The following is a 26,358-nucleotide window of genomic DNA, read 5'->3' as shown; positions in this document are numbered from 1 at the left end:
TTATACTAGTTGATGATCGTCAAGTCTCTCGGTCCGCCTTGGCGTCATCGGACGTGTAAAAATCAGCCGAGGGATCTCACGGCATGCATTCAGTCGGCGGGTTCAGCGGAGGTGCGGCCCAAGCGCGGGGGCGTCGGGCGGGAGAATCGAAGGTCGACAAGGCCTATTCGGCGCTCAAGCGCGCCATCGTCTCAGGCGCACTCGCGCCTGACACCCCGATCGACAAGAACGAGTGGTGCGCCACGTTTGATGTGTCGAGGCTCTCGATCACGACCGCGATCAACCGGCTCGCCTTCGAGGGGCTGGTGGTGGTCGAACCGCAGCGCGGCTCTTACGTGGCGAGGATCCACCTCGAGGATGTCCGGCAGTGGATGTTGATGCGACGCGCGCTGGAGATCGAGGTTGTCGGGGTCTGCGCGACCAGCATGCCTGAAAACGCGATCGCCGCACTCGGCCAGAATATCGCCTACCAGGAGGCCGCCATTGCCAGCGGTGATCTTGAGGGATTTCACGAGCTGGACACCAGGTTTCATCGCCAGATGACCGAGAGCCTGGGTCTCGCTCGCGTCGGCGAGATCCTCGATCCGATCCGCACCCATCTGGAGCGCGTCCGCCGGACGCTGCTGCCGGAGCCGGGACGGCCCGAGGGAACCTTCCGCGAGCACGAAGCGATCTTTCGCGCGATCGCCGCGCATCAGGCGGATCAGGCGAAAAACGAAATGGCCGATCATCTCGATCGCGTCGCGCGCGAGCTGCAGTCCTTCGCCGCGAAGCATCCGGGGTTCTTCGAAGCGTAGCGCGGAGCTCCGCCCCGCGCCTTACCGCGCGCGGGTCAGCGCCAGCCAGATGCCGCCGCCGATCATGAAGCCGCCGGAGATGCGTGACATCAGCCGTGTCCGCTCCTTGGAGAAGAATTTGCGGGCGCGGCCGGCCGCCAGCGCATAGGCGCCATCGGTCAACACCGCGGTCGCCATGAAGGTGGCACCGAGCAAGGCCACCTGCGGGACATGGGGTTTGCTCATGTCCATGAACTGCGGGATGAAGGCGCCGAAGAACACCAGCACCTTGGGGTTCGACAGCAGCACCAGGAAGCCCTGCAGGAAGAAGCCGCCGCGCGGCGGCGGCGGCGTCTCTTCGGTGCTGATGCCCTCGATCGGCGCGCGGATCAGCTTGATGCCGAGCCAGACCAGATAGGCGGCGCCGGCGAAGCGCACCCAGTCGAACCAGTAACCCATGGTCGCCATCATCGAGGTCAGGCCGACGGCGACGATGCCGATCACGATCGTCAGCCCGACCTGCGCGCCCAGCACATTGGTGAGCGCGGCGCGCGTGCCGTAGCGCAGCCCGTTGGCGATGACCATCGTGACGATCGGACCGGGCAACAGCGCGAGCGCAATGCAGGCAGCGACGAAAGCGAGATAGGCTTGCATGGACATTGGGAGGGTTCTTCCAGTTGTTGCCGACATTATGCATGTGAGAGAGGCGGATGGGAACTGCCTTGCTCCCTCGCCCCGCTCTTGCGGGGGTCGAGACGAGCGAAGCTCGCTCTTGGAGGGTCGGCGTGAGGGACTCTCTCCGCGAGGCGGTGCGAACGGTCAGACCTGTGCCCCTCACCCGGATCGCAAGCGCGATCCGACCTCTCCCCGCAGGCGGGAGAGGTGAAGAAGCGCCGTGCGACTTAATCGCCGTTCATCGCAGCCATCATCCATTTCGTGATCGCTCGTGCCCCCAGAAACGCCAGCACCTCGCTCCTCATCCGTGCCGCGTCGCCCCTGCCCTGCGCCGCTGCCACCAACAGGTCGCAGCGATGCGACACCGCGATGCCGATGGCGGTGCGCTTGCCGCCGGGCATCTCGATATCATAGGCCCTGATCCGCCCCTGCATGTCGGCGACATCAACGACATCGCCCGCCTTTAGCGGCCTGAACTGTGCGCTGATCATGTCGACATCGGCGACGCGGTCGACCTCGTCGTCATCGGCGACGCCGGTCGAGCAGTTGCAGAAGCCGAGCTTGGGCCGGACATAGACCTCGAGAACGGCGCCGCAATCCGCAGGAGCACAACGAAACGCGCGGCCGGCGGGCCAGCCGTCACGCGGAAACGGCCAGGCGATCTCGTGCCACTCGCCTGTGCGCGGCGGCGCCATTTCGTAGCCGGCGACGGCCGAGGCGCCGCCGAGCGCCAGGAACATCGCCGCGATCACGGGCCACGGGCGCGTCACGATGCGCTCACGGCAGGNGGCGACGGCGCGCGCCGGGCCGGTCAGTTCGAGAATGTGCAGGCCGGTGTTGGCGCGGTCGACCGCATAGATGTAGCCGCGATCGTCGGTCTCGACATTGTTGGTCTGGATCGCGACCTTGCAGCGCGCCTTGCCGTCGATGGTGACGCAGCGCTTGTCGGTCGCCGAGGTGATGGAGGGAATGAAGTAGCCGACTTCCTTCGGGTGATAGGGATCGCGGATGTCGAGCGCGCGGACGCCGGCATTGAAGAAGGCGATGAACACCATCTTCTTGTAGTAGACCGGCGCCATGCTCTCGTTCGACGAATGCGAGCCGAACCGCCCGCCGCGCTCGCAGAAGTTCCCGCTCGCTTCCGGCACCGTATAGCTCGAGATCACCATCGGCCGAGCTTCCGTGGTGACGTCGGCGAACCACACCATCTGCCGTGCCTCGCCGCATTCGTTCTGGATCGCCTCGTCGACGATCATCACGATGTCGCGCCGCTGGCCGTCCTTGTCATGGGCGAATTCCGCGATCGGCATGTCAGGCATCGGAAACACCGTATGCGCGCCGTTCAGCGCCGACAGCGGCATCCGCGCGATCTCGGGGAATTTCAGATTCTCTGGCGTCGGCTCCTTCGGCCCGTGCAGCAGCTTGTCGCGATCGACGATCTGCAGGAAGCCGCCCTTGTCGGTGCCGTAGCCGAAATAGACGCGATTGCCTTTCGGCCCGGTCGAAATCGGTCCGTGCAGTTCGGTCGGCACCGCGCCGGTCGCGCCGGGCTCCTGTCCCGGCAGGCCAAAATCCCTGATCTTCACGGGATGCGCGGGATCGGAGAGGTCGTAGACCTGCGTCATGCGCCGCGTGCGCCAGTCAGGCGCGCCCGAGACGAGGTAAGCGACGCCGGTATCGCATTCCCACCAGTTCTTATGCGTGTCCTTCAAGCCCTCGCCAATGTGGGTCACGAGAACAGGATTGGCAGGATCGGCAACATTCCAGATCTCATGCCCTTCGCTGCCAACCGCGCGCAGCATGTAGACCGCATTGCGATCGCCCTTCGGCAGATCCTTGCCGTCGCAGACGCGCACCATCTGCGCGCCGCCGGATTCATATTTGCCTTCCTGTCCCGGGATGTGCCGCAGATATTTCGGATGCGCGGGATCGGTGACGTCGACGATCGACGTGCCGTTCGGCTCGGCCTTGCCGGTCATCGGATTGACGGGATCGGGAACGTCGTCGGTGCCGCCGTGATGGCCGATATAAGCGATCCACCTATCGCCCTGGTGATGAATGGTCGGCTGATAGGCGCTGCGCGCCTGCAGATCGTTGTATCCGACCAACTTCATGTTGGAGGCTTCGGGCGGGTCGCCGATCTTCTGCTGCTGGCCATGGGCGCTGCTCGTGAACAGAACCAACAACGCCGTGCAGCAAACCGCCGTAACGCGACCACCCATGCGCACCACCCCTTGTTCCAAACCAATCTTTCGTTGGCTGACAGCACGATAGCACGGGGAATCAAGGGTCCAAACACACGCTCTTGACATGCAACCATTTGGTTGCCTATGATCCGATCCATGGATGAGGTGTTCAGAGCCCTTGCAGATGCCTCTCGGCGAACGCTGCTGGACCGGCTTCACGCCAGAAACGGACAGACCCTCAACGAACTCTGCGACGGCCTCGACATGACGCGTCAGGCCGTCACGAAGCACCTTGGGATTCTCGAAGAGGCCAACCTGGTCAGCACGATCAAGCACGGCCGCGAGAAGCTGCACTATCTCAACCCGGTTCCGATCCATCAGATCGCCGAGCGGTGGATCAGCAAATTCGAGCGCGGAAAATTGGTCGCGCTCAGCGAATTGAAACGGCAATTGGAGAAGCGTGATGAGTAAGCCGGAATTTATCTACGTCACCTACATCGAGACCACGCCGGAGAAGTTGTGGGACGCGCTCACCAAGAGCGAGTTCACGCGGCAATACTGGTTCGACACCGAGTTGAAATCCGACTGGAAGGTCGGCTCGCCGCTCGCGCTGGTGATGAGCGGCAAGACGACCGACACCGGCGAGATCCTGGTCGCCGACCGGCCGCGGCGCCTCGCCTACACGTTCAAGCACGAGGCCGACGAGGAGATGCGCAAGGAGCCGGCGACGAAGGTCGTCTTTACGCTCGAACCCTTCGACAATCTCGTCAAGCTGACCGTGACGCATGAAGGCTTCGGCGTCAGCAGCAAGCTGCTCGACGGCATTTCCAAGGGATGGCCAGCGATCCTGTCCGGGCTCAAGAGCCTGCTCGAAACCGGCAAGGTCCCTCCGATCCCGCCGCGGGCGCTCGGGATCGAAGGCTTCGAATAACCATGAATATCTATCGGAGGGTACGCACGGACATGAACATCGAGAAATTCAAACCGGCAATCGTCTACGCCATCTACATCGCGTCCACCCCGGAGAAGGTGTGGCAAGCGCTGACCCAGGCCGAGTTCAGCCGGAGATACTTTTCCGGCAACGCGGTCGAGGTCGACCTGAAAGTCGGCGGCGCCTACGTCGTGCGCACGCCCGACGGCGCGCTGCATATTTCCGGAGAGGTTATCGAGTGCGATCCGTTGCGGCGGCTCACCGTCACCTTCAACGTCAACTGGCCGCAGCTGATCGAAAAGCTCGGGCCGACGCTCGTCACCTACGAGATCGAGCCGGCCGGCGATGGCGTGAGGCTGACGCTGCTGCAGTCGCATGACCGCCCGATCAGCGACGATATCCTGTCCGGCGGACGAACCGGCTGGCCCGCGATCCTCTCCAGCCTGAAGAGCCTGCTGGAAACCGGCCAAGCCATGGTGATCCCGATGCAACCGCCGCAGCGCATGCTGGCCGCGCTGAAGGAATTGGGAATCCCGATGCCGTCTTGAGGTCTGCGGCGCGCGGGCACCCTGTATGCTGCTGTCGTCCCCGCGAAAGCAGGGACCCATAACCACCGCATTGCGTGATCAGAGTTCGCTGAGGCCACAGCACCGCGCAACAACTACTCCCTGTGGTTATGGGTCCCGGGTCGCGCTGCGCTTGCCCGGGACGACGATGGAGAGAACGACCTACCCCAGCGCCCTCAGCTCCCTCCGCAGCACCTTCCCTGTTGCCGTCATCGGCAGGCTGTCGGCGAATTGCACGAAGCGCGGGTATTCGTGGGCGGCGAGTTGCACCTTAACGAATTCCTGAATCTCGCGCGCCAGTGCATCGCTCGGTGCAAAGCCCGGCCGCAGCACGATCCAGGCCTTGATCGATTCCGTCCTGATCGGGTCGGGAATGCCGACCACGGCGGACATCGCGACCGCCGGATGCTTCATCAGCGTGTGCTCGATCTCGGACGGGCCGACGCGATAGCCGGCGGTGGTGATGACGTCGTCCTCGCGGCTGACGTACCAGAAATAGCCGTCCTCATCCTGCACACCGAGATCGCCGGTCAGCAGGAATTCGCCGGCATACTTCTTCGCGGTCGCCTCCGGATTGCCCCAGTATTCGATCATGGTGCAGGGACACGGCTGGCGCACGCCGATGATGCCGCGCGCGCCCCGCGGCAGCTCGTCGCCCTTGTCGTTGACGATGCGCACGTCGAAGCCTGGCGTGGCGCGGCCCATTGAGCCCGGGCGGATTGGGAACAAGTTGGAGTTGCTGCCGATCACGAGATTGCATTCGGTCTGGCCGAACACCTCGTGGGCATCGATGCCGAAGGTGTCGCGCACCCAGCCGAGCAGTTCGCCGCCGAGCGACTCGCCGCCGGTGAAGATGCTGCGCAGCTTGACGCCGGGATTCTTCACATTGGCCTGACGCATCAGCTTCAGCGCGGTCGGCGGCAGGAACACATTGCGGATGCCGAGGTCGGCCATCATCTGCATCGCGGCTTGCGGCTCGAACTTGCGCGCGCGGTGACCGACCAGCGGGATGCCGTGATACCAGAACGCGAACAGCCCGTTGATNNNCCCGCCGATCCAGGCCCAGTCCGCCGGCGTCCACATCAGGTCGCCGGGTCTGGGCAGGAAATTGTGGCACATCTCGACATTGGGCAGATGGCCGAGCACGACACGGTGCGCGTGCAGCGCCCCTTTTGGATTTCCTGTGGTACCCGAGGTGTAGATGATCAGGCCGGGATCGTCGGGCGAGGTGTCGGCGGTGACGAATTCGGGTGAGGCAGACTTGATCGCGCTCCAGAACGACGCCGTGCCCGGAGGCATGCGTTCGCCGACGATATAGACCGTCTTCAAGTCAGGCAGACGGTCGCGAATCCTGGCGATCTTCTCCCAGCCGGCTTCGTCGGTGATGATGGCCTTGGCGGCGGAGTTCGACAGGCGGAACTCCAGCGCATCCTCGCCAAACAGCGCAAAGAGCGGGATCGAGATCATTGCGGAACGAAACGCCGCAAGATGCGCGACCGGCAGCTCAAGGGATTGCGACAGGAACACTGCGACGCGGTCGCCCCGGACGAGGCCATCGGACTTCAACACATTGGCAAAGCGGCGCGAGGCCTCCGCGACTTCGTCGAACGAGGTGCGCGTGGTGCCGCCGTCCTCGTCGACATAAACCAGCGCGAGCCGCCCGGTGCCGTCGGCATAACGGTCGCAGCAGGCGGTGGCGATGTTGAAGCGCTCAGGGACTTCCCAACGGAAGTTGCGGTAGAGCTCGTCGTAAGTGGCGGCTTCAGTCAGCATGGGTATCCGCGCGGTCGGATGTCAGGAAACCCGACCTTACCCGAACCACAGATTTTTCGAGAGGCGCTTTGCGAGCACTTCACGTTCAGCTATCCCAGGGCAATTCACGATGCACACGTCTCCGCACCACTATAGGGGACGCTACAAACCATGAGGGGGATCGTCTCATGCCGCGAATGACGCGCCGCACCATTCTTCGCAGCACTGCGGCGCTGGCCGCAGCAGCACCATTCTCTCGTGTGTTTGCCGCCGATGAAACGGCGAAGCCGGCTTCCGATGCAAAGCCGAAATCGCGCCTGATCCTGCTGGGTACCGCCGGCGGGCCCACGCCGAAGCCCAATCGGGCGGCTCCCGCACAGGTCATTGTCGTCAACAACACGTCCTACGTGATTGATTGCGGCAATGGCGTCGCCCGTCAGATGATCCTGGCAAAGCTCAAGCTGGCGTCGATCCATTCCGTGTTTCTGACGCACCACCATTCCGATCACAATGCCGACTACGGCAATCTGTTGCTCCTGGCGTGGGCGACCGATCTCGCCAAGCGCGTCGATACCTACGGGCCGCCGCCGCTTGTGGAGATGACCCGGCTGTTTCTCGCCCTCAACGATTATGACATCCGTACCCGCATCGCCGACGAAGGGCGCCCGCCGCTGAAAGACCTGATCGTTCCGCATGAGATCAGCGCCGGCGGGCTCGTCATGCAGGACGACAACGTCAAGGTCACGGCGGCCCTGGTGCAGCATCCGCCTGTTGAGCCGGCGTTCGCCTACCGCTTCGATTGTCCCGACCGCTCCATCGTGATCTCGGGCGACACCAGGCCATCGCAGAACCTGGTCAAGCTTGCGCAGGGTGCCGACGTCCTGGTCCACGAGGTCATGCACTTGCCATCGCTCGACCAACTGATCGCGACCGAGCCGAATGCCAAGACGTTGCGCGAACATCTGCTGGCGAGCCACACCACGACCGAACAGGTCGGCCGCATTGCCACCGAAGCGGGAGTCAAGACGCTCGTGCTGTCGCACTTCGTTCCCGGCGGCTATCCCTTCCTCAAGGACGAGGTCTGGTTCGAGGCGGTGCGACCGTATTTTTCAGGAAATCTCGTTGTCGGCCACGACCTGCTGGAGCTCTAAAGCGCGATGAGATCAGGTTGAATCGTCATCGCGCTTTAGCTTATTGTTTAAGCATGATCTCCGCGCAAACGCGTTCCGCGGTTGTCGCGAGGGAAAACCGCTTCACACTTTTCCGGATCATGCTTTAGGGCGCGGTGATCGCATCAGCGTTCACTCGCCCTGCATATAGCGGACCGGGTTTTCCTTGTCCGCCTTGAAGATGTCGGCCGCCTCGGCAAACAGCGCCGATACCTCCGGCGCGTTCAGGTCCTCGAAGGTCTCGAAGCTGAAATTGTTGCCGCCGCTCCGCAGCGCGCCGAGCTCGCCTGCATAGCAGGACACGAGCGGCTTGCCGCTCCGTGTGACCGTGACATAGACGCTGATGTAATTCTTCTGCAGCGCGACGCCGATCACCGGCCACAACGTCGTCTTGCCGGGCTTGATCGCATAGCGGAACTGCCCATAGCCGATCATCTTCATGCGCATGCCGGCTTCGCCCGCCGGTGTGCCCTCATGGAAGTGCCGCTTGAGCGAAGGCGCCGCCTTGCGCAAGACGGCATGCAGCTTTTCGAGATCCGCGGTGCGATCCGGATCGAATGCGAGATAGGCCTCCAGACTGTCCGCCGTGACGCGAAACACCGGAGGCCTCCCCTGCTAACCGGTGAGCGCGGCCTTCACGAGGCCGCTGGCCTTGCCGAAATCCATCTGGCCCGCATATTTCGCCTTCAGCGCGCCGATCACCTTGCCCATGTCCTTGATGCCGGCGGCGCCGGTCTCGCCGATGATGGCTGCGATCGCAGCCTTCACCTCGTCGTCGGACATCTGCTTCGGCAGATAGGCCGAGATCACCGCGATCTCCTCGCGCTCCTGGGCGGCGAGCTCGGCGCGGCCGCCCTTGTCGTAGAGCTCGACCGATTCCTGGCGCTGCTTGATCATCTTCTGCAGCACGCCGAGCAGGTCCGCATCGGAGAGCGGCGGCTTGCCCTGCCCGCGCGCGTCGATATCGGCATTCTTGATGGTCGAATTAACCATGCGCAGCGTGGAGAGCTTGCGCTCGTCCTTCGCCTTCATGGCTTCCTTGACCGCATTGTTAATGTCGTCGCGCAGCATCCTGGTGTCCTTAAACTGGCAATCCTCTCATGTAGGCAGTTTGCGATGGCAGAACAACTCTTGATTGGACGCGTTTTCGTCACGCGGACCGCTGTCGACCCCGCATCGCGCGGGGCAGGCTTCGCCTGAAAACGCTTTAGGCCCGCAACCATTCAACGAGTGCGTCGGCGCAGGCCTTCGGCTGTTCCAGTTGCGGCAGGTGACCGCAATTGGAGAGGACCACGAGTTTCGCCCCGGGGATGCCGCTTGCCATCTCGTCCGACAGGAAATTCGGCACGGTGTTGTCGGTATCGCTGGTCAGGACCAGCGTCGGGCATTTGATCCACGCCATGCTCGGCCGCGAATCCGGCCGGCTCAGCACCGCCATCTGCTGACGGATGAAGGCCTCCGCGCCGACATCATCGCTCATATCGTCGACGATCTGGCGGAGGCTTGCGTCCCCTTGCCGCGACGGATGGACGAAGCCCGGAAACAGGTCGTCGACCACGCTCCGATACTGGCCGTTCCTGGCACGCTCCATCATGCCGCGGCGGCGTGCCGTCGCTTCCGGCGTGTCGGGTCGGGCCTGGGTGCTCATGAGCGCCAATCTGGCGACGCGCTCGGGTGCTTGGCGCATGATCTCGAAAGCGATGTAGCCACCCATCGAGTGCCCGGCGAGCGCGAAGCGCGGCGGCGCCTCGGCCAGGATCCGGCGCGCGATCGACCCCATATTGTCGTCTCTGACGTGGTTGGCGACCGTCACCGGCCCGAGCCGCCAGAGCGCCGGTATGACAGGGGCAAAAATCCGGGGTGAGCAGATGAGACCCGGGACGAGCAGGATCGGCATCGTGTTGTCCATGCGTTGGCTCCGAACCGGGTCATTTTCGACAAGCAAACGGCCTGCTTGGGGAACTTTAGATTAAAAGGCCGTTCCGGCCTGTCAAATCGGCCGGCAACGCGGTGTGAATCCGCGGCCTTTCGCTTTGACGCCGCAGGGTGCGGCGTCTATTTAAAGCGCTCATGACAACATCCGAAAACGCTCCCGCCTGGCCGGACCACAAACCGACCGCGCTCCTTGTGCTTGCCGATGGCACCGTGCTGGAAGGTTTTGGCCTCGGCGCGGAAGGCCACGCCGTCGGCGAAGTCTGTTTCAACACGGCGATGACCGGCTATGAGGAGATCCTCACCGATCCGTCCTATGCCGGCCAGATCATCACCTTCACCTTCCCGCATATCGGCAATGTCGGCACCAACGAGGACGACATCGAGACGGTGAACATGGCGGCGACGCCGGGCGCGCGCGGCGTGATCCTGCGCACCGCCATCACGGATCCTTCGAACTACCGCGCCACCCGCCATCTCGACCTGTGGTTGAAGGCGCGCGGCATCATCGGCCTGTCCGGCATCGACACCCGCGCGCTGACCGCGCGCATCCGCTCCAAGGGCATGCCGAATGCCGTGATCGCGCATGCGAAGAACGGCGAGTTCGATCTGCACGGGCTGAAGGAAGAGGCTCGCGAATGGCCCGGCCTCGAGGGCATGGACCTGGTCCCGATGGTGACCTCCGGCCAGCGCTTCACCTGGGACGAGACGCCCTGGGTCTGGCAGCAGGGCTTTGGCCGGCAGGCCGCCCCCGAATTCAACGTGGTCGCGATCGACTACGGCATCAAGCGCAACATCTTGCGCCTGCTCGCCGGCATCGGCTGCAAGGTGACCGTGGTGCCGGCAACGACCCCCGCCGAGGACATCCTGGCGATGAACCCGGACGGCGTATTCCTGTCGAACGGCCCCGGCGATCCGGCCGCGACCGGCAAATATGCCGTGCCTGTCATCCAGAAGGTGATCGAGTCGGGCACGCCGACCTTCGGCATCTGCCTCGGCCACCAGATGCTGGGCCTCGCCGTCGGCGCCAAGACCATGAAGATGCATCAGGGTCATCACGGCGCCAATCATCCGGTCAAGGACGAGACCACCGGCAAGGTCGAGATCACCTCGATGAACCACGGTTTCGCGGTGGACCAGGCGACGCTGCCTGATGGCGCGACGCAGACGCATATCTCGCTGTTCGACGGCTCCAATTGCGGCATCGCGCTCGAGGGCAGGCCGGTGTTCTCGGTGCAGTACCATCCCGAAGCCTCACCCGGCCCGCGCGACTCGCATTACCTTTTCCAGCGCTTCGCCGACCTGATGCGACAGAACAAGCGCGCGGCGTAAATCCGCATTCGTCATTGCCGGGCTTGCCCCGGCAATCCATCCCTTGAAGAAAAGAGATGGATGCCCGGATCAAGTCCGGGCATGACGGATCGTCATGTCCCGCAAACACCGACGGGCACCGAGGCGCCTTCGCATGGCGACTGCCAAATCACAGGAAATGCCAATATGACCGAGAACCCGACCGCAAAGACCGAATACGGCGTCACCTCGATGGAGGTGATGGCATCGATGTCGGGCCTCGACTTTGTGCGCGGGATATTTGCCCACACCCTGCCCGAGCCGCCGATCATGCAGACCGTCGAGCCGTTCGACTGCACCGCCGAGGCAGGCCATGTGGTGATCCACAGCGTGCCCGGACTGCGCCACTACAATCCGATCGGCTCGGTGCATGGCGGCTACGCCGCAATCCTGCTCGACTCCGCGATGGGGCTCGCGGTGCAGTCCACGCTGCCGAAGGGCTCAGGCTACACCACGATGGAGTTCAAGATCTCCTTCATCCGCGGCATGACCAAGGACACCGGCAAGATCCGCACCGAGGGCCGCACGCTCAATGTCGGCCGCCGCGCCGCGACCGCCGAGGCGCGGATCACCGACGACAAGGGCAAGCTCCTGGCGCATGCCACCACCACCTGCCTGGTGTTTGAACTGCCGAAGACCGCCTGAAGGCAATCGCAGCTTCGCGCATTGGAGGCATGACGAACGGCGCTGGATCAGCGGCAGCATCATGTGATTGAGTTTCCCGGTCCGAGATCAGACAAACATGATCCGGCCGAAAAGGGGAAACCCGATGGCATCAGCCGCTTCAGACATGACCATCCGCGACATCCGCGTGACGATGTTGCGGCTACCGTGGGCCGACGATCCCTGGCTGAAGGGGGCCGCGCTGGGCGACACGCGCGACATTCTGATCTGCGAGGTCGAGACATCAGGCGGCGTGACGGGCATGGGCTATCTGTTCGTGTTCCGACCGGGGATGAAATCGATCGCGGCCTGTCTCGACGAATGCATCATCCCGCGCGTCAAGGGCAAGGACGCCACCGCGATCGAGGCGATCTGGCGTGACCTGTGGACGGCAACAATGACCTATGGCCGCGGCGGCATCGCTGCGATGGCGATGTCGGCGCTCGACATCGCGCTATGGGACGCGGTGGGGAAACGCGCCGGCCTGCCTTTGCACCGGCTGTGGGGGCATTATCGCTCGCAAATCCCGGTGTACGGCTCCGGCTGTTTCCGCGGCGCCGGCGGCGACGGGATGATCGAGAAAGCGCTGCATTTCGTGAAGCAGGGCTACAAGGCGATCAAGATGCAGGTCGCGCATGTCCACACGCCGGCGCAAGACCTCGACAATGTACGCCGCATGCGCGAGGCTCTCGGGCCCGACATCGACATCATGATCGACGTCAACATGGGCTGGAGCGCCGACGTCGCCATCGAGATGGGACGCAAGTTCGAGAAGTACGACATCTACTGGCTCGAGGAGCCGGTACCGGCCGACGATTTCGCCGGCTATCAGCGCATCGCGGCGGCGCTGGACATGCGCGTCGTCGGCGGCGAGACCGACCCACTTCACGCGCTACGATCTGAGGCCGTTCTTTCTCAATCCCTGCCTGCCGATCCTGCAGCCCGACCCGATGCGCGGCGGCATGACGGACCTGCGCAAGATCGCAGCGCTTGCGGACACTTTCGGCGTCACCATCGCGCCGCATCTGTTTCCCGAACTCAATGTGCACCTGCTCGCCTCGATTCCCAACGGGATCTGGTGCGAGAACATGGGGCTGATCGACGACCTCTGGGTCGATCCGCCGCAGATTGCCAATGGCATGATCACGGCGCCGGAGCGGCCCGGACACGGGCTCAGATTCAAGGACGACGTGCTGAAGTTCAAAATCTAAAGCACGATCCGGAAAAGTGTGAAGCGGTTTTCCGTCGCGACAAACGCGGAACGCGTTTGCGCGGAGATCATGCTCAAACAAAGAGCTAAAGCGCGATGACGATTCAACTCAATCTCATCGCGCTTTGGCGGGAACAGTCTCCCGGACCAACGCTTTGGTCTGTCCGGAGATCGCGTTCACTCAAACAGCCGAGAGCCACCATGTCGGTCATCAATACCGATATCGAACCCCTCACCTTCGTCTTTCGGGACGACGGCCTGGTGCCCAACAATCCAATGCCGTTCCTGGTCTACAAGGGTGCGGTCGACGTCAGCAAGAATCCCGAAGCCACGATCGAACGCCTGTTCAGCGCCAATGGCTGGGGTGCGATGTGGCGGAACGGCGTCTACGACTATCCGCATTATCATGCCACGGTGCATGAGGTGCTCGGCGTCGCCACCGGCTCCGCGCGGGTGCAGTTCGGCGGCGAGCGCGGACGCGCGCTGGAGATCGCAGCCGGCGATGTCGCGATCCTGCCGGCCGGCACCGGGCATCAATGCCTGTCGACAAGCGACGACTTTTGCGTGGTCGGCGCCTATCCGCCCGGCCCGCCGATGGATCTGCAACGGCTGACGCCGGAGAACCACGCCAAGGCGCTGAAGACGATCCCGCTGGTCGCGATCCCTCCGAGCGATCCGGTGATGGGCAAGGACGGGCCGCTGCTGCGGCTGTGGAAGCGCTAGGAGTTCGCAAGCAAGCGCTCACTTTCCCTTCTTCCCCTTTGGGGAAGGGGGCTCGCATCGACGGATGCGAGCCGGATGGGTCTGCATCCGCGGAGACAGCCCCTTCACCGGCTTCATCTCGCTCCCGCCTCGATTGCGCCACCCTCTCCGGCAAGGGGAGAGGGTGAATTTCAAGCCGCGTTGCTGCCTTCCTGGCGGCTTGCCTCGAACAGGAACCAGGTGCGGCGCTCGGTTTCGTCGATGAAGGTCTCGAGCAGGCCCGCGGTGCCGGAATCCTCGTGGTCGTCGGCGAGCTTGTGAGCCTTGCGCATCGCCGCTGCGATGTGCTTGTTGTCTTCCATCAGTTCGCGCAGCATTTCGCGCGGCGGGACATAGTCCTCGTCATTGTCCTTGATGGTTTGATGTTTGGCGATATCGCCGATCGATTTCAGCGTCGCGCCGCCGAGCTTGCGCACCCGTTCGGCGAGCTGGTCGGTGGTGGCGAAGATCGCGTCAGACTGCTCGTCCAGCATGAGGTGATAATCGTGGAAGTGCCGGCCGCTGACATGCCAATGGAAATTCTTGGTCTTCACGTAGAGCGCGAAAGCATCCGCCAAAAGCGTGTTCAGCGAGGTCGTAATCTTGTCCACCGCGGCCTGCGGAAGGTCGCTCGGCGTATCGAGGTCGGAGGAGATCTTGTCGGACTTGTTGTCGTTCCTGGCTTTGTTCACGTTGGACCTTCCTGTTTAGGAACTGCATTTCTGCTTTCGGCGCATTGAACATTGGCCGCCGGACCGCTAACGCATCATCTGCCCACCCGTTCCTGCAGGCCGGGAACCCGCTTCTACCGGATACCAAACGCGATGGATGAATGGATCGATTATTACGATTCCACGCATACGATCTATGCAAGCAGACTGCACCGCGACCTGCATTTTGAGGCAATCGCGCGCGACATCATCGGCTACATCACCTCGCCCGATGCGGTGGTGCTGGACTATGCCTGCGGCGAGGCGCTGTCCGCGACCAAGGTCGCGGATGCCTGTGGCAAGCTCTATCTGGCCGAGCCCGCACCGGGTGTCCGCGGACGGCTCGCCGCTCGGTTTGCGCGCAATGCCAAGATCTCGGTGCGCTCGCTCGATGAGCTCAAGCAGATGGACGCGAACTCGCTCGACCTCGTCGTGATGAATTCGGTGGCGCAATACATGACGGCGGAGGAGCTGGATTCGGCATTCGAGGTGATCCATCGCCTGCTGAAGCCGTCGGGCCGGTTCGTGCTCGGCGACATCCTGCGGCCCGAGGTCGGCATGATCAGGGACGTGATGGCGCTGCTGCGCTTCGCCGCGACCCACGGCTTCCTGCGCGACGCAGCGGTCGGGCTGGTCAGCACCGCGCTCTCCGACTACCGGCAATTGCGCAACAAGATCGGACTGCAGCGCTATGGCGAGGCCGAGATGATTGCAAAGCTCGGCAAAGCGGGGTTCAGCGCCACGCGGGCGCCGCGCAACATCGGACACAATCCGTGGCGAATGACGTTCGTCGCGCACGATCCATCATAGGTTGTGCCGCGAATTAAGGTTAACCAAAAGTAACCGTGGCGGGCCTGGAAATATTCAGCAATGATTGCTTCGGCCCGGTGGCGGAAGCGTCGACGCGGGAGCAGTGCATCGCTCTTTATCCTGGTTCAACTCCAGGCCGGGCCTCCACGCTTCGCCCTGACGGGCTACGCGTGGCACAGCCACGCTAGACCGGCAGGGCAAAGCGTGTCCGGCGTAGCTTGAGCCTAGCGAAAGCGTAGACGGATAAGGCAGCGCTCGAGGTAGTAGGGCGAAGCCGTGCTTAGGTAAATACCTCGAATTTCCCCAGAATCGCGGTTGATTGGGCCTCTTTGGGGGTTTCGCAGGTGCAGAAACTGGTCTAAAGACCACCCGCGCGCGAGGGATCGCGCTTCCCGCGCTACAGGCTGTAGCGCAGGGCTCGAGGGACGCGCGGAACGCGCGCCCTTTTTTTGTGCCCAAATTCCAGTCCGCGAGAGCTGATGCCCAAAAGAACCGACATCTCCACCATCCTGATCATCGGCGCCGGTCCCATCGTGATCGGCCAGGCCTGCGAATTCGACTATTCCGGCACCCAGGCCTGCAAGACGCTGAAGGAAGAGGGCTATCGGATCGTCCTGGTCAATTCCAACCCGGCGACGATCATGACCGATCCGGACCTGGCCGATGCGACCTATATCGAGCCGATCACCCCGGAGATCGTCGCCAAGATCATCGAGAAGGAGCGCCATGTCATCCCCGGCGGCTTCGCGCTGCTGCCGACCATGGGCGGCCAGACCGCGCTGAACTGCGCGCTGTCGCTGCGCAAGCAGGGCACGCTGGAGAAGTTCGACGTCGAGATGATCGGCGCCACGGCTGACGCCATCGACAAGGCCGAGGACCGCCAGCTGTTCCGCAACGCCATGGAGAAGATCGGGCTGCAGACACCGAAGTCGCGGCTCGCCAACGCCTCGGCGCTGAAGAAATCCGACCGCGACAAATACCTCGCCGATCACGCCAAGCTGTCCGGCGCCGAGCTCGAGGAGTTCGAGGCGCAGTGGGATGCCGGCGAGAACGAACGGCGCAAGCGCTACCAGCAGCAGGCGCTCGCCGAAGCGCTGATGGCGCTGTCCGACATCGGTCTGCCCGCGATCATCCGCCCCTCCTTCACGCTCGGCGGCACCGGCGGCGGCATCGCCTACAACAAGGAAGAGTATCTCGACATCATCGAGCGCGGCCTCGACGCCTCGCCGACCAACGAGGTGCTGATCGAGGAATCCGTTCTCGGCTGGAAAGAGTTCGAGATGGAGGTGGTGCGCGACAAGAAGGACAATTGCATCATCATCTGCTCGATCGAGAACGTCGATCCGATGGGCGTGCACACCGGCGATTCCATCACGGTGGCGCCGGCGCTGACGCTCACCGACAAGGAATACCAGATCATGCGCGACGCATCGATTGCGGTGCTGCGCGAGATCGGCGTCGAGACCGGCGGCTCCAACGTGCAGTTCGGCATCAGTCCGGACGACGGCCGCATGGTCGTGATCGAGATGAACCCGCGCGTGTCGCGCTCCTCGGCGCTGGCCTCCAAGGCCACCGGCTTCCCGATCGCCAAGGTCGCGGCGAAGCTCGCGATCGGCTACACGCTGGACGAGATCGCCAACGACATCACCGGCGGCGCCACACCCGCCTCGTTCGAGCCGACCATCGACTACGTCGTCACCAAGATCCCACGCTTCGCATTCGAGAAATTCCCGGGCGCCTCCTCCACCCTCACCACCTCGATGAAGTCGGTCGGCGAAGTGATGGCGATCGGCCGCACCTTCCAGGAAAGCATGCAGAAGGCGCTGCGCGGGCTCGAGACCGGGCTGACCGGCCTCGACGAGATCGAGATCGAAGGGCTCGGCCGCGGCGACGACAAGAACGCGATCCGCGCCGCGCTCGGCACGCCGACGCCGAACCGCCTGCTGCAGGTCGCGCAGGCGATGCGGCTCGGCTGGTCCAACGAGGAGATATTCAACTCCTGCAAGATCGATCCCTGGTTCCTCGCCGAGATGCGCAGCATCGTCGAGATGGAGGACAAGGTTCGCAAGAACGGCCTGCCGCCGAACGGCTACGGCATGCGCATGCTGAAGGCGATGGGCTTCTCGGATGCGCGGCTGGCGGTGCTGACCGAAACCACCGAGGCCGAGGTCACAGCGAGGCGCCACGCGCTCGGCATCCGTCCCGTCTACAAGCGGATCGACACCTGCGCGGCCGAATTCGCCTCGCCCACGGCCTATATGTATTCGACTTATGAAGCGCCGTTCGCGGGCGCCGCAGCCGACGAAAGCGATCCGTCCGACAGGAAGAAGGTGATCATCCTGGGCGGCGGCCCGAACCGCATCGGCCAGGGCATCGAGTTCGACTATTGCTGCTGCCACGCCTGCTTCGCGCTGGCGGATGCCGGCTACGAGACCATCATGGTCAACTGCAACCCCGAGACGGTGTCGACCGACTACGACACTGCCGATCGCCTCTACTTCGAGCCGCTCACCGCCGAGGACGTGCTGGAGATCATCGCGACCGAGCGCAGCAACGGCACGCTGCACGGCGTGATCGTGCAGTTCGGCGGCCAGACTCCGCTGAAGCTCGCACGCGCGCTGGAAGCCGCCGAAGTGCCGATCCTCGGCACCTCGCCCGACGCGATCGATCTCGCGGAAGACCGCGACCGCTTCAAGCGCGTCCTCGACAAGCTCCGCCTCAAGCAGCCGAAGAACGGCATCGCCTATTCGGTCGAGCAGGCGCGCCTTGTGGCCGCCGATCTCGACCTGCCGCTGGTGGTGCGTCCGTCCTATGTGCTCGGCGGCCGCGCGATGCAGATCATCCGCGAGGAGACCCAGCTCAACGACTATCTGCTGGGAACGCTGCCCGAGCTGGTGCCCGCCGACATCAAGGCGCGCTACCCGAACGACAAGACCGGGCAGATCAATACCGTGCTGGGCAAGAACCCGCTGCTGTTCGACCGCTATCTGAGCGACGCGACCGAGGTCGACGTCGACTGCCTGTCCGACGGCAAGGACACCTTCATCGTCGGCATCATGGAGCACATCGAGGAGGCCGGTATCCACTCCGGCGACTCCGCGTGCTCGCTGCCGCCGCATTCGCTCGACGCAAAGACCATCGAGGAGCTGGAGCGGCAGACCCACGAGCTCGCGCTCGGCCTCGACGTGATCGGCCTGATGAACGTGCAATACGCCATCAAGGACGGCGAGATCTATGTGCTCGAGGTCAACCCGCGCGCTTCGCGCACGGTGCCGTTCGTCGCCAAGGTGATCGGCACGCCGGTCGCCAAGATCGCGGCGCGGATCATGGCCGGCGAAAAGCTCGCCGATTTCAAGCTGAAGAAGAAGAAGCTCGACCATGTCGGCGTCAAGGAATCGGTGTTCCCGTTCGCGCGCTTCCCCGGCGTCGACACCGTGCTCGGGCCGGAGATGCGCTCCACCGGCGAGGTGATGGGTATCGACCGCTCCTTCGAGGTCGCATTCGCCAAGAGCCAGCTCGGCGGCGGCACGCGCGTGCCCCGACGAGGCACGGTGTTCGTCTCGGTGCGCGGCGACGACAAGATGCGCATCGCGGACGCGGTGCGGCTGCTGCACTCGCTCGGCTTCAAGGTGATGGCGACCTCGGGCACACAGCGCTATCTCAGCGACAACGGCGTGCCGACGGAAAAGGTGAACAAGGTGCTTGAGGGGCGTCCCCACATTGTCGACGCCATCACCAACGGTGATGTCCAGCTGGTCTTCAATACCACCGAAGGTCCGCAGGCGCTGGCCGACAGCCGTTCGCTGCGGCGCGCTGCCCTCTTGCATAAAGTGCCGTATTACACCACTCTTTCCGGTGCGGTGGCGGCTGCACAGGGAATACGGGCCTATCGGGACGGGGACCTTGAGGTCCGCACGCTTCAGAGTTACTTTTCCGAGACCTGACCGCTGCCCGGGCCGAAGGCCCGAATCGGTCAGCGTGAGCCGAATGGCTGGAACTCACCGCGCGATTGGATGTTGTATCGGCCCTTAGCGGGGCCGAAAATCACTGGGCTTCCGGGCGCGTCTTGCGCCCCGATTCCTGCGTTGGCTGAACCAAATACTCGTGCTCGCCACGGGCGCGCACGATTAAGGACGAAGATGATGGATAAGGTTCCGATGACTGCGGGTGGATACGCCGCACTGACGGACGAGCTCAAGAAGCGCCAGTCGGAGGATCGTCCGCGCATCATCGAACATATTGCGGAAGCGCGCTCGCACGGCGACCTCTCTGAAAACGCCGAGTATCACGCCGCCAAGGAAGAGCAGTCGCACAACGAAGGCCGCATCGCCGAGCTCGAAGACAAGCTCGCGCGCGCCGACGTCATCGACATCTCGAAGCTCTCCGGCGACACCATCAAGTTCGGCGCCACCGTGACGCTGGTCGATGAAGACACCGAGAAGAAAGCGGTGTGGCAGATCGTCGGCGAGGTCGAGGCCGATGCCAAGAAGGGCCGCATCTCCATCACCTCGCCGCTCGCGCGCGCGCTGATCGGCAAGAAGAAGGGCGCCACCGTGGAAGTGGTGGCACCCGGCGGCGCCAAAGCCTACGAGATCACCAAGGTCGAATGGCGATAGTTACCCGCAAGTGACTGGTGCAAGGAAGCCGCGTCGAGGACGCGGCTTTTTTCTTTTCGTCTGTCCCGCGCCAATCTGACGCCTTTGTGAGTAGAGGCGCGGCACGATCCATACTACGCATCGCGACGATATGATTATGCTGCATAATCATATCGGACGGCTTGGGATCGATGCCGGCGATCCTGCGACACACACACACACACACACACACACGAGGTGTCGTTGCGCGTCGTGGTGCAGCTTGCTGCGCGTCATGCGCTCGACGCGTTGGTCAGCCGTGTACCAGGGAATGATTCCAAACGCCGGGTGTTGACATCACGCTGTGGTGGCAGACACCGTGTTCTACGCTTCGCAATGTTCCAACGTGTCAAAAGGGGGTAAATGACAATGGACCAGACGCTTTCCAAACTGCAACCGATCGCATTGAGCCTGCTTCGGGTCATCACCGGGCTCATGCTGTTTCAGTACGGCGTTGCCAAGCTACTGAAGTTCCCGCCGGACTCGCCGTTCGCAAAGGTGGAGCTGATGTCACTGTATGGCGCGGCCGGCAGCATCGAGCTGATCATCGGCGGCCTGCTGATACTCGGCCTATTCACGCGGCCGGTTGCTTTCATTCTGTCGGGTGAGATGGCTTTCGCTTATTTTATCGGTCACTTCCCGAAGAACTTCTACCCGGTCATCAACGGCGGCACCGCTGCGATCCTGCTCTGCTTCACCTGCCTCTATCTGGTGACATCGGGCGGGGGCCCGATCAGCCTCGATGCACTGCTGCGGAAGAGGGGTTGAGCCTATTCGTCGTCATTGCGAGCGAAGGCTGAAGCTTCGGCGGACAAGTCGTCGCCTGGCTGCTCGCAATGGCGGTTAAGCGGAGACCGCGCATCAGCCCGCAGCCTTGAGATCCAGCGGCACCGCGGCTTCGTATTTCGAGTTGTGCAGCACCAGCGAGGTCCTGACATTGCGCACATGCGGCGCGGCGGTCAGGTGGGTGACGAAGTCCTGGAACGTCGCCATGTCGGGCGCGACGCATTTGAGGATGAAGTCGACCTCGCCCGACAGCATCCAGCACTCTCGTACCAGCGGTTCGGCGCGCACGAAGTTCTCGAAGGCGCGCAAATCGGCGTCAGCCTGGCTCGACAGATGCACCGAGGCGAACACGGTGACATCGAAGCCGAGACGCCGGGGATCGAGCAGGCCGCGGTATCCCTGGATGTAGCCCTCCTCCTCCAGCGCCCTGACCCTGCGCAGGCAGGGCGGCGGCGAGATGCCGACACGTTTGGCCAGTTCCACATTGGTGATTCGGCCATCGGCCTGGATCTCGGCGAGGATTTTGAGGTCGATCTCGTCAAGGTTCTTCGACACGCGACTACAGTTCCCTAGAAGTTCGGAAGGCTCGGCAAATCTGCCGCAACTCTCATAGCGCAGGCGGCACGCCGTGCGCAATTTTATTGCGCGTGCAGCGCACGATTTCGCGATTTTGATTTCAGTTCCGGGGAAAATTCGCCGCCTTGAATTGCAATTCTTGCATAGCTTCCCAGATATCATAGACTTTGATTTGACACTTTTGGTGCCGCCGTGACGTGTTTCCGGGGCACTTCCCACACAAGTCCTGACCAAAGTCCCCAGCAGAGAGGGATCAGCTAATGCCCGCGCCTATCCATGCCAAGGTCGTAATCATCGGGTCCGGCCCCGCCGGGTACACCGCAGCGATCTACGCAGCGCGCGCAATGCTCGAGCCGGTGCTGATCCAGGGCATCCAGCCGGGCGGACAGCTCACCATTACCACCGACGTGGAGAACTATCCGGGCTTCGCCGACGTCATCCAGGGCCCCTGGCTGATGGAGCAGATGGAGAAGCAGGCGGCCCATGTTGGGACCAAGATCGTCACCGATCTGGTCAACAAGCTGGAACTCGGCCAGCGGCCGTTCCGCCTGACCTGCGATTCCGGCGACGTCTATCTCGCCGAGACGGTCATCCTCGCCACCGGCGCCCAGGCCCGCTGGCTCGGGCTGCCGTCGGAAGAGAAGTTCCAGGGCTTTGGCGTATCGGCCTGCGCGACCTGCGACGGCTTTTTCTATCGCAACAAGGAAGTCGTGGTGGTCGGCGGCGGCAACACCGCGGTCGAGGAAGCCCTGTTTCTGACCAATCACGCCTCCCAGGTCACCATCGTGCACCGCCGCGACCATTTCCGTGCCGAGCGCATCCTGCAGGAGCGGCTGTTCAAGCATCCCAAGATCAAGGTGGTCTGGGACTCCGCCGTCGACGAGATCTGCGGCTCGGAGAACCCGAGCAAGGTCACCCATGTGCGTCTGAAGAATGTCAAGACCGGCGCGCTGACGAACCTCAAGACCGACGGCGTCTTCATCGCGATCGGCCATGCGCCGGCGACGGAGCTCGTCAAGGGCCAGATCAAGTTGAAACCGTCAGGCTATGTCGAGGTGGCACCGAATTCGACGGCGACCTCGGTGCCCGGCCTGTTCGCCGCTGGCGACGTGGCGGATGAAACCTATCGGCAGGCGGTCACCGCTGCCGGCCTCGGCTGCATGGCGGCGCTCGAGGCAGAACGCTTCTTGGCACTTCGCGCGAGCGATCGCGCAGCGGCGGAATAATCATGGCACGATCTCGCGACGGATTTACGGATATGGACTGGGACAAGCTGAAGGTCTTCCACGCAGCAGCGGAAGCTGGGAGCTTCACGCATGCCGGTGAGCAGCTTGGGCTTTCGCAATCGGCGGTCTCCCGCCAGGTCAGCGCGCTGGAGCAGGAGCTGTCGGTCTCGCTGTTTCACCGCCACGCTCGCGGCCTGATTCTCACCGAACAGGGCGACCTGCTCTTTCGCACCGCGCATGATGTGTTCATGCAATTGCAGGCGGCACGCGCAAAGCTCACCGACAGCCGCGAGCGGCCGAGCGGCGACCTCAAGATCACGACGCCTCAGGGGCTCGGCATCAACTGGCTGATCCCGCGGCTCGACGAGTTCACCGCGCTCTATCCCGACATCAGGATCTCGCTGATCGTCACCGACGAGGATCTCGACCTGTCGATGCGCGAGGCTGATGTCGCGATCCGCACCCGCAAGCCGACCCAGCCGGACCTGATCCAGCGCAAGCTGTTCTCGATCGGCTTCCATGCCTATTGCTCGCCGGAATACATCAAGCGCTTCGGTACGCCGCGGACGCTGGATGATCTCGACCAGCACCGCATCATCATGCTCGGCGACGCCCAGGTGCTGCCGCACCTGCAGAATCGGGGATGGCTGATCGATGCCGGGCGCAACGGCTCTGGACCGCGCGAACCGTTCTTCAAGGTGAACAACATCCTGGGCCTGGTGCGCGCCTGCCAGCAGGGCCTCGGCATCGCTGCACTGCCCGACTATCTCGTCGAAGAAGACAGCCGCCTCGTGCAGCTGTTCGGTGAGTCCGACTCGATCGCGCTCGACACCTACTTCGTCTATCCGGAAGAGTTGAAGACGGTGGCGCGCGTGCAGGTCTTCCGCGACTTCGTGGTCAGCAAGGCGCAGCGCTGGCCGTCCTGATTAAGCGGCCCTTATACGCTTCTGTTATAGGCTCCCTGCGCTGCCCCCCAAGACTCCGCATGTCTGACATGCGGCTCGGACGGTTGCTGCATAGCGCCGATGAGGATCATAGTGTTTGCACGCTGAGCGTTCGCGTCGCGCATATGTCCCCCTCCTCCAGTGGCGCGGAAGTTCAGTAATCCCTCTTGGAAGGTGATTGTGTCGGCCTCACGTGGCCAATACCTCAAGCCGGGCTCTATCGAGCCCGGCTTTTTTTCTTCCGCTCACGCTCCTCATCGATGCGCGCCGCGTGCCCTTTTGGGGGCCGCACGCCACGGTCAATACGCGCATTGACAACAACCACGCGGCGCAGCATCATTATCGGATGATCACGACTTCGTGCGCCGCTCTGTCGTCGAAAAAAGGTCCCCTCCCGGGGACACGAGATCGCGCGCGATAAGATCATTTCGCATTTGAACGATCCCGAAACCCCGCCGCCTGGACGGGGTTTTTTTATCGGTCCCGTCTCCGGCTTTGTCTTCCCAGGAGATGGAACATGACCGATCTACAACCGCAATTGCAGGGCCTCTGGCTGCCCCTGATCACGCCGTTTCGCGACGGCGAACTCGACGTCGCATCGCTCCGCCGCCTCGTGCGGCACTACGCCGCCGGCCCGGTCGATGGCCTCATCCTCGGTGCAACCTCCGGTGAAGGCATGTCGCTCACCATGGACGAAATGGAGGGACTGGTGAGCGTGGTGCTTGCCGAGCTCAGTGCCAGCTCCCGCCATTTGCCGGTCTGCCTCGGGCTCTCCGGCGCCAGCACCGCGAGAATGAAGGAGGCGCTCGACGACACAGCCGACTGGCCGATCAGCGGCTACCTGATCGCCAGCCCCTATTACACCCGCCCGTCGCAGCGCGGCCTGTTGCAGCATTTCACCGCACTCGCCGACCACACGGCCTCGCCGATCGTGATCTACAACATCCCCTACCGCACGGGGGTGAACCTGACCAACGAGACGCTGCTGGCGCTCGCGCGCCATCCCAACATCGTCGGCATGAAGGATTGCTGTGCCGACCGCGCGCAGTCGATCGATTTCCTCAACCGGCGGCCCGCGGATTTTCGCGTGCTGACCGGCGAGGACGCACAGACATTCGACGCACTCTCCGATGGCGCGGACGGTGCCATCCTGTTGTCGGCGCACCTTCAGACCGCAACCTTCGCCTCGATCCGGACGCTGCTGAAGCAGGGCAAGCGCGATGCGGCGCTGGTGGCCTGGCAGAGTGTTGCCGGACTGACCAGGCTGCTGTTCGCCGAGCCGAGCCCGGCGCCGGCCAAGCACTGGCTGTGGCGGCAGGGATTGATCGACAGCCCCGAGGTGCGGCTGCCGATGATGGAGGTGAGCGCGGATCTCGCGATCTTGCTGGATGCGGAGATCGAGCGGCACATGCCGGCCAGCTTGCAGCCGGCGTGACCAGTCTTCTCCCTCTCCCCGTCCTTACGGGGTCGAGACAAGCGAAGCCTGCTCTTAGAGGAGCGGGTGAGGGCTGCTTCCGCAAATAATAGTGAGACGAACTCGCGGTGCCCCTCACCCGGCGCTGCGCGCCGACCTCTCCCCGCAAGCGGCAGGGCTATCGCATATGACCGAGCATGCCGAGGAAAAAGGCATGATCCCATCCGGCGCGCTTGATTTTGCGCCGGATGGAGGCGCGGTCGGGGTGAGCTCGCAGGATATTGAGTGCGAGCCTGCGCAGGGTAGCGAGGTTCTCGGGAGCATGGTCCTTTCGCGCGCGATTGCCGTCCTCGGCGAAATGGACGTCGAGCACCCAATGGAGCTGGTTCTCGATGCCCCAATGACTGCGGGTGATGTGCAGCAGCCGCTTGGGGGAGATGTATTTGGACAAGAGATAGTGGCGTACAACCGGTGCATCGGCCCGGTGGCCTCGCAGACGCCTGCGCGAGGTGATGCGCCCCACCGCTGCGACGCCGGGGAAGTCGTGGTGCGCAGCCAGGCTGGTGTTGCGCATGATGGTGGCGCGCCGCGCCTCGTGCCGATCGTGGCTGGAGGGGTCGATCTGCTCGGCACTGCTGCGCCTGCCCGATCGCGCAAATTGTTGCGTAACCGCCTTGAACAGGGGGCCGCGGTTGGCTTTGATCGCCAGAGTGTAATTGCCACCTCGCTCCAGCACGGCGCTGGCAAAGGCGCGGCTGCAATGCAGGGCATCGGCGGTAACGATGCAGCCCTCCAGACTGAGAAGGTCCAACACTTCCAAGGCGCCTGCCGTCTCGTTGCGACCAGGCGCTTTCTGCTGAGCCAAAGCCATGCGGGCATCCACCGCAAAGACGTTGACCAGATGCAGCGGCGTGGCTTTGCCGCCGCGCTCGTAGGCGCCGCGCAACGCCTTGCCGTCGACGGCCACCACTCCGGTGAGCTTGAGCCCGTTGGCTTTGGCAAAAGCCGCCATGAAACGACGGAAAACCTTCTCGAAGGCTTGTGGCTTGAGCAGGCGGAAAACCCGGCTGAATGTGTCGTGGCTCGGGATGCCATGCTCCAACCGAAGGAAGAGCCGCAACAGCTCCTCCTTCGCTGCTCCGAAGTCCGCCATGTCCGAGCACGATTCCGCTCCGCACAGCGTTGCTGCCAGCGCGATGACCAGCACCTCCAAAAGATCGTGCCTCGCATTGGCCGCCCGCGGGTCCGGCAATCGACCAAAAACCTTCTTGAATTGGCGCATCCGACCCCCTTCTTGACCCAGGAGT

At 63.3% G+C, this 26,358-nt stretch carries 27 protein-coding genes and 2 pseudogenes; 18 read left to right on the top strand and 11 right to left on the bottom strand.

Going from position 1 to position 26,358, the window contains the following annotated elements; genetic code table 11:
- Window positions 1-83 precede the first annotated feature (83 nt).
- Window positions 84-797 carry a GntR family transcriptional regulator gene (locus tag AS156_RS22630; RefSeq protein WP_066508846.1) on the top strand — a complete coding sequence of 238 codons (714 nt, stop codon included), beginning with the start codon at window positions 84-86 and terminating at the stop codon, window positions 795-797.
- 21 nt (window positions 798-818) lie between these two features.
- Here AS156_RS22630 and AS156_RS22625 read toward each other — a convergent pair whose 3' ends face one another.
- Together AS156_RS22625 and AS156_RS22615 are read right to left on the bottom strand one after the other, a co-directional pair.
- Complete coding sequence (locus AS156_RS22625) at window positions 819-1,436, bottom strand: LysE family translocator (protein WP_066508845.1); 618 nt, start codon at window positions 1,434-1,436, stop codon at window positions 819-821.
- 803 nt (window positions 1,437-2,239) lie between these two features.
- Window positions 2,240-3,673 (bottom strand): LVIVD repeat-containing protein (locus AS156_RS22615; protein WP_066508871.1); only part of this gene is annotated, 1,434 nt, incomplete at its 3' end.
- A gap of 120 nt (window positions 3,674-3,793) precedes the next feature.
- Here AS156_RS22615 and AS156_RS22610 point away from each other — a divergent pair.
- From AS156_RS22610 to AS156_RS22600, 3 genes are read left to right on the top strand one after another with little or no spacing between them, the layout of a single operon-like run.
- Window positions 3,794-4,108, top strand: coding sequence for an ArsR/SmtB family transcription factor (locus tag AS156_RS22610; RefSeq protein WP_066508843.1), 315 nt, complete (start codon window positions 3,794-3,796; stop codon window positions 4,106-4,108).
- Window positions 4,101-4,568, top strand: a complete 468-nt coding sequence (locus AS156_RS22605; protein WP_066508839.1) for an SRPBCC family protein — start codon at window positions 4,101-4,103, stop codon at window positions 4,566-4,568. The genes AS156_RS22610 and AS156_RS22605 overlap by 8 nt, the downstream gene beginning before the upstream one ends.
- Before the next feature lie 32 nt (window positions 4,569-4,600).
- Window positions 4,601-5,116, top strand: coding sequence for an SRPBCC family protein (locus AS156_RS22600; protein ID WP_066508869.1), 516 nt, complete (start codon window positions 4,601-4,603; stop codon window positions 5,114-5,116).
- A 180-nt stretch (window positions 5,117-5,296) separates the two neighbouring features.
- On the opposite strand, the pseudogene AS156_RS44770 reads toward AS156_RS22600, so the two are convergent.
- Both AS156_RS44770 and AS156_RS44765 read right to left on the bottom strand, forming a co-directional pair.
- Window positions 5,297-6,178: pseudogene (locus AS156_RS44770) on the bottom strand (AMP-binding enzyme); the annotation flags it as partial.
- 3 nt (window positions 6,179-6,181) lie between these two features.
- A partial coding sequence (locus AS156_RS44765) for an AMP-binding protein (RefSeq protein WP_245313010.1) occupies window positions 6,182-6,907 on the bottom strand: 726 nt, incomplete at its 3' end.
- 167 nt (window positions 6,908-7,074) lie between these two features.
- Here AS156_RS44765 and AS156_RS22590 point away from each other — a divergent pair.
- A complete protein-coding gene (locus tag AS156_RS22590; RefSeq protein WP_082747679.1) occupies window positions 7,075-8,037 on the top strand; it encodes an MBL fold metallo-hydrolase in 963 nt (320 codons plus the stop codon).
- A 150-nt stretch (window positions 8,038-8,187) separates the two neighbouring features.
- Here AS156_RS22590 and AS156_RS22585 read toward each other — a convergent pair whose 3' ends face one another.
- The 3 genes from AS156_RS22585 to AS156_RS22575 all read right to left on the bottom strand — a co-directional run bounded on the left by AS156_RS22585 (window position 8,188) and on the right by AS156_RS22575 (window position 9,964).
- Window positions 8,188-8,655, bottom strand: a complete 468-nt coding sequence (locus tag AS156_RS22585; RefSeq protein ID WP_066508835.1) for a hypothetical protein — start codon at window positions 8,653-8,655, stop codon at window positions 8,188-8,190.
- Window positions 8,656-8,670: 15 nt separating this feature from the next.
- Window positions 8,671-9,126, bottom strand: a complete 456-nt coding sequence (locus AS156_RS22580; protein ID WP_066508832.1) for a GatB/YqeY domain-containing protein — start codon at window positions 9,124-9,126, stop codon at window positions 8,671-8,673.
- A gap of 136 nt (window positions 9,127-9,262) precedes the next feature.
- Window positions 9,263-9,964, bottom strand: a complete 702-nt coding sequence (locus AS156_RS22575) for an alpha/beta fold hydrolase (protein WP_066508830.1) — start codon at window positions 9,962-9,964, stop codon at window positions 9,263-9,265.
- Window positions 9,965-10,125: 161 nt separating this feature from the next.
- Between AS156_RS22575 and carA the strand changes: the two genes are divergently transcribed.
- Together carA and AS156_RS22565 are read left to right on the top strand one after the other, a co-directional pair.
- Entirely contained in the window at window positions 10,126-11,319 is a 1,194-nt protein-coding gene (gene carA / locus AS156_RS22570; RefSeq protein WP_066508828.1) for a glutamine-hydrolyzing carbamoyl-phosphate synthase small subunit, read from the top strand.
- Window positions 11,320-11,484: 165 nt separating this feature from the next.
- Complete coding sequence (locus AS156_RS22565) at window positions 11,485-11,982, top strand: PaaI family thioesterase (protein ID WP_066508865.1); 498 nt, start codon at window positions 11,485-11,487, stop codon at window positions 11,980-11,982.
- 87 nt (window positions 11,983-12,069) lie between these two features.
- Here AS156_RS22565 and AS156_RS44760 read toward each other — a convergent pair whose 3' ends face one another.
- Window positions 12,070-12,264, bottom strand: coding sequence for a hypothetical protein (locus AS156_RS44760; RefSeq protein ID WP_245313015.1), 195 nt, complete (start codon window positions 12,262-12,264; stop codon window positions 12,070-12,072).
- Here AS156_RS44760 and AS156_RS46095 point away from each other — a divergent pair.
- From AS156_RS46095 to AS156_RS22555, 3 genes and pseudogenes are all read left to right on the top strand, one after another.
- Window positions 12,263-12,865: pseudogene (locus AS156_RS46095) on the top strand (mandelate racemase/muconate lactonizing enzyme family protein); the annotation flags it as partial. The gene AS156_RS44760 and the pseudogene AS156_RS46095 overlap by 2 nt on opposite strands.
- Entirely contained in the window at window positions 12,816-13,211 is a 396-nt protein-coding gene (locus AS156_RS46090; protein ID WP_430641810.1) for an enolase C-terminal domain-like protein, read from the top strand. The pseudogene AS156_RS46095 and the gene AS156_RS46090, both read left to right, overlap by 50 nt.
- 200 nt (window positions 13,212-13,411) lie before the next feature.
- Window positions 13,412-13,933 carry a cupin domain-containing protein gene (locus AS156_RS22555; RefSeq protein WP_066508825.1) on the top strand — a complete coding sequence of 174 codons (522 nt, stop codon included), beginning with the start codon at window positions 13,412-13,414 and terminating at the stop codon, window positions 13,931-13,933.
- Between the two features lie 170 nt (window positions 13,934-14,103).
- On the opposite strand, the gene AS156_RS22550 is transcribed toward AS156_RS22555, so the two are convergent.
- Complete coding sequence (locus tag AS156_RS22550; protein ID WP_066508824.1) at window positions 14,104-14,643, bottom strand: Dps family protein; 540 nt, start codon at window positions 14,641-14,643, stop codon at window positions 14,104-14,106.
- A 132-nt stretch (window positions 14,644-14,775) separates the two neighbouring features.
- Here AS156_RS22550 and AS156_RS22545 point away from each other — a divergent pair, with 132 nt between their 5' ends.
- The 4 genes from AS156_RS22545 to AS156_RS22530 all read left to right on the top strand — a co-directional run bounded on the left by AS156_RS22545 (window position 14,776) and on the right by AS156_RS22530 (window position 20,873).
- Window positions 14,776-15,471, top strand: coding sequence for a class I SAM-dependent methyltransferase (locus AS156_RS22545; protein WP_066508823.1), 696 nt, complete (start codon window positions 14,776-14,778; stop codon window positions 15,469-15,471).
- A gap of 479 nt (window positions 15,472-15,950) precedes the next feature.
- Window positions 15,951-19,415 carry a carbamoyl-phosphate synthase large subunit gene (gene carB, locus AS156_RS22540; RefSeq protein WP_066508822.1) on the top strand — a complete coding sequence of 1,155 codons (3,465 nt, stop codon included), beginning with the start codon at window positions 15,951-15,953 and terminating at the stop codon, window positions 19,413-19,415.
- A gap of 198 nt (window positions 19,416-19,613) precedes the next feature.
- Window positions 19,614-20,087, top strand: coding sequence for a transcription elongation factor GreA (greA, locus tag AS156_RS22535; protein WP_136626382.1), 474 nt, complete (start codon window positions 19,614-19,616; stop codon window positions 20,085-20,087).
- 387 nt (window positions 20,088-20,474) lie between these two features.
- Window positions 20,475-20,873, top strand: coding sequence for a DoxX family protein (locus tag AS156_RS22530; RefSeq protein ID WP_066508818.1), 399 nt, complete (start codon window positions 20,475-20,477; stop codon window positions 20,871-20,873).
- A gap of 93 nt (window positions 20,874-20,966) precedes the next feature.
- Here the strand turns inward: AS156_RS22530 and AS156_RS22525 are convergent, their stop codons facing one another.
- On the bottom strand, window positions 20,967-21,446 hold the full coding sequence (locus tag AS156_RS22525; protein WP_066508816.1) for an Lrp/AsnC family transcriptional regulator: 480 nt from the start codon (window positions 21,444-21,446) through the stop codon (window positions 20,967-20,969).
- Between the two features lie 73 nt (window positions 21,447-21,519).
- Here AS156_RS22525 and AS156_RS42995 point away from each other — a divergent pair, with 73 nt between their 5' ends.
- The 4 genes from AS156_RS42995 (at window position 21,520) to dapA (ending at window position 25,072) form a co-directional block, all read left to right on the top strand.
- Window positions 21,520-21,663, top strand: a complete 144-nt coding sequence (locus AS156_RS42995) for a hypothetical protein (protein ID WP_160331132.1) — start codon at window positions 21,520-21,522, stop codon at window positions 21,661-21,663.
- Window positions 21,664-21,727: 64 nt separating this feature from the next.
- A complete protein-coding gene (gene trxB, locus AS156_RS22520) occupies window positions 21,728-22,693 on the top strand; it encodes a thioredoxin-disulfide reductase (RefSeq protein WP_066508814.1) in 966 nt (321 codons plus the stop codon).
- A gap of 2 nt (window positions 22,694-22,695) precedes the next feature.
- Window positions 22,696-23,619 carry a LysR family transcriptional regulator gene (locus AS156_RS22515; RefSeq protein WP_066508812.1) on the top strand — a complete coding sequence of 308 codons (924 nt, stop codon included), beginning with the start codon at window positions 22,696-22,698 and terminating at the stop codon, window positions 23,617-23,619.
- Window positions 23,620-24,154: 535 nt separating this feature from the next.
- On the top strand, window positions 24,155-25,072 hold the full coding sequence (dapA, locus tag AS156_RS22510) for a 4-hydroxy-tetrahydrodipicolinate synthase (RefSeq protein WP_066508810.1): 918 nt from the start codon (window positions 24,155-24,157) through the stop codon (window positions 25,070-25,072).
- A 157-nt stretch (window positions 25,073-25,229) separates the two neighbouring features.
- Here the strand turns inward: dapA and AS156_RS22505 are convergent, their stop codons facing one another.
- Window positions 25,230-26,333: an ISAs1 family transposase gene (locus AS156_RS22505; protein ID WP_066499663.1), complete on the bottom strand. Its 1,104-nt coding sequence runs from the start codon at window positions 26,331-26,333 to the stop codon at window positions 25,230-25,232.
- Window positions 26,334-26,358 lie beyond the last annotated feature (25 nt).

Origin of the sequence: Bradyrhizobium macuxiense (genome assembly GCF_001542415.1) — a bacterium.
Taxonomy (GTDB): domain Bacteria; phylum Pseudomonadota; class Alphaproteobacteria; order Rhizobiales; family Xanthobacteraceae; genus Bradyrhizobium; species Bradyrhizobium macuxiense.
The sequence above is the reverse complement of the archived record's forward strand: the minus strand, read 5'-3'. Positions and strand labels throughout refer to the sequence as shown.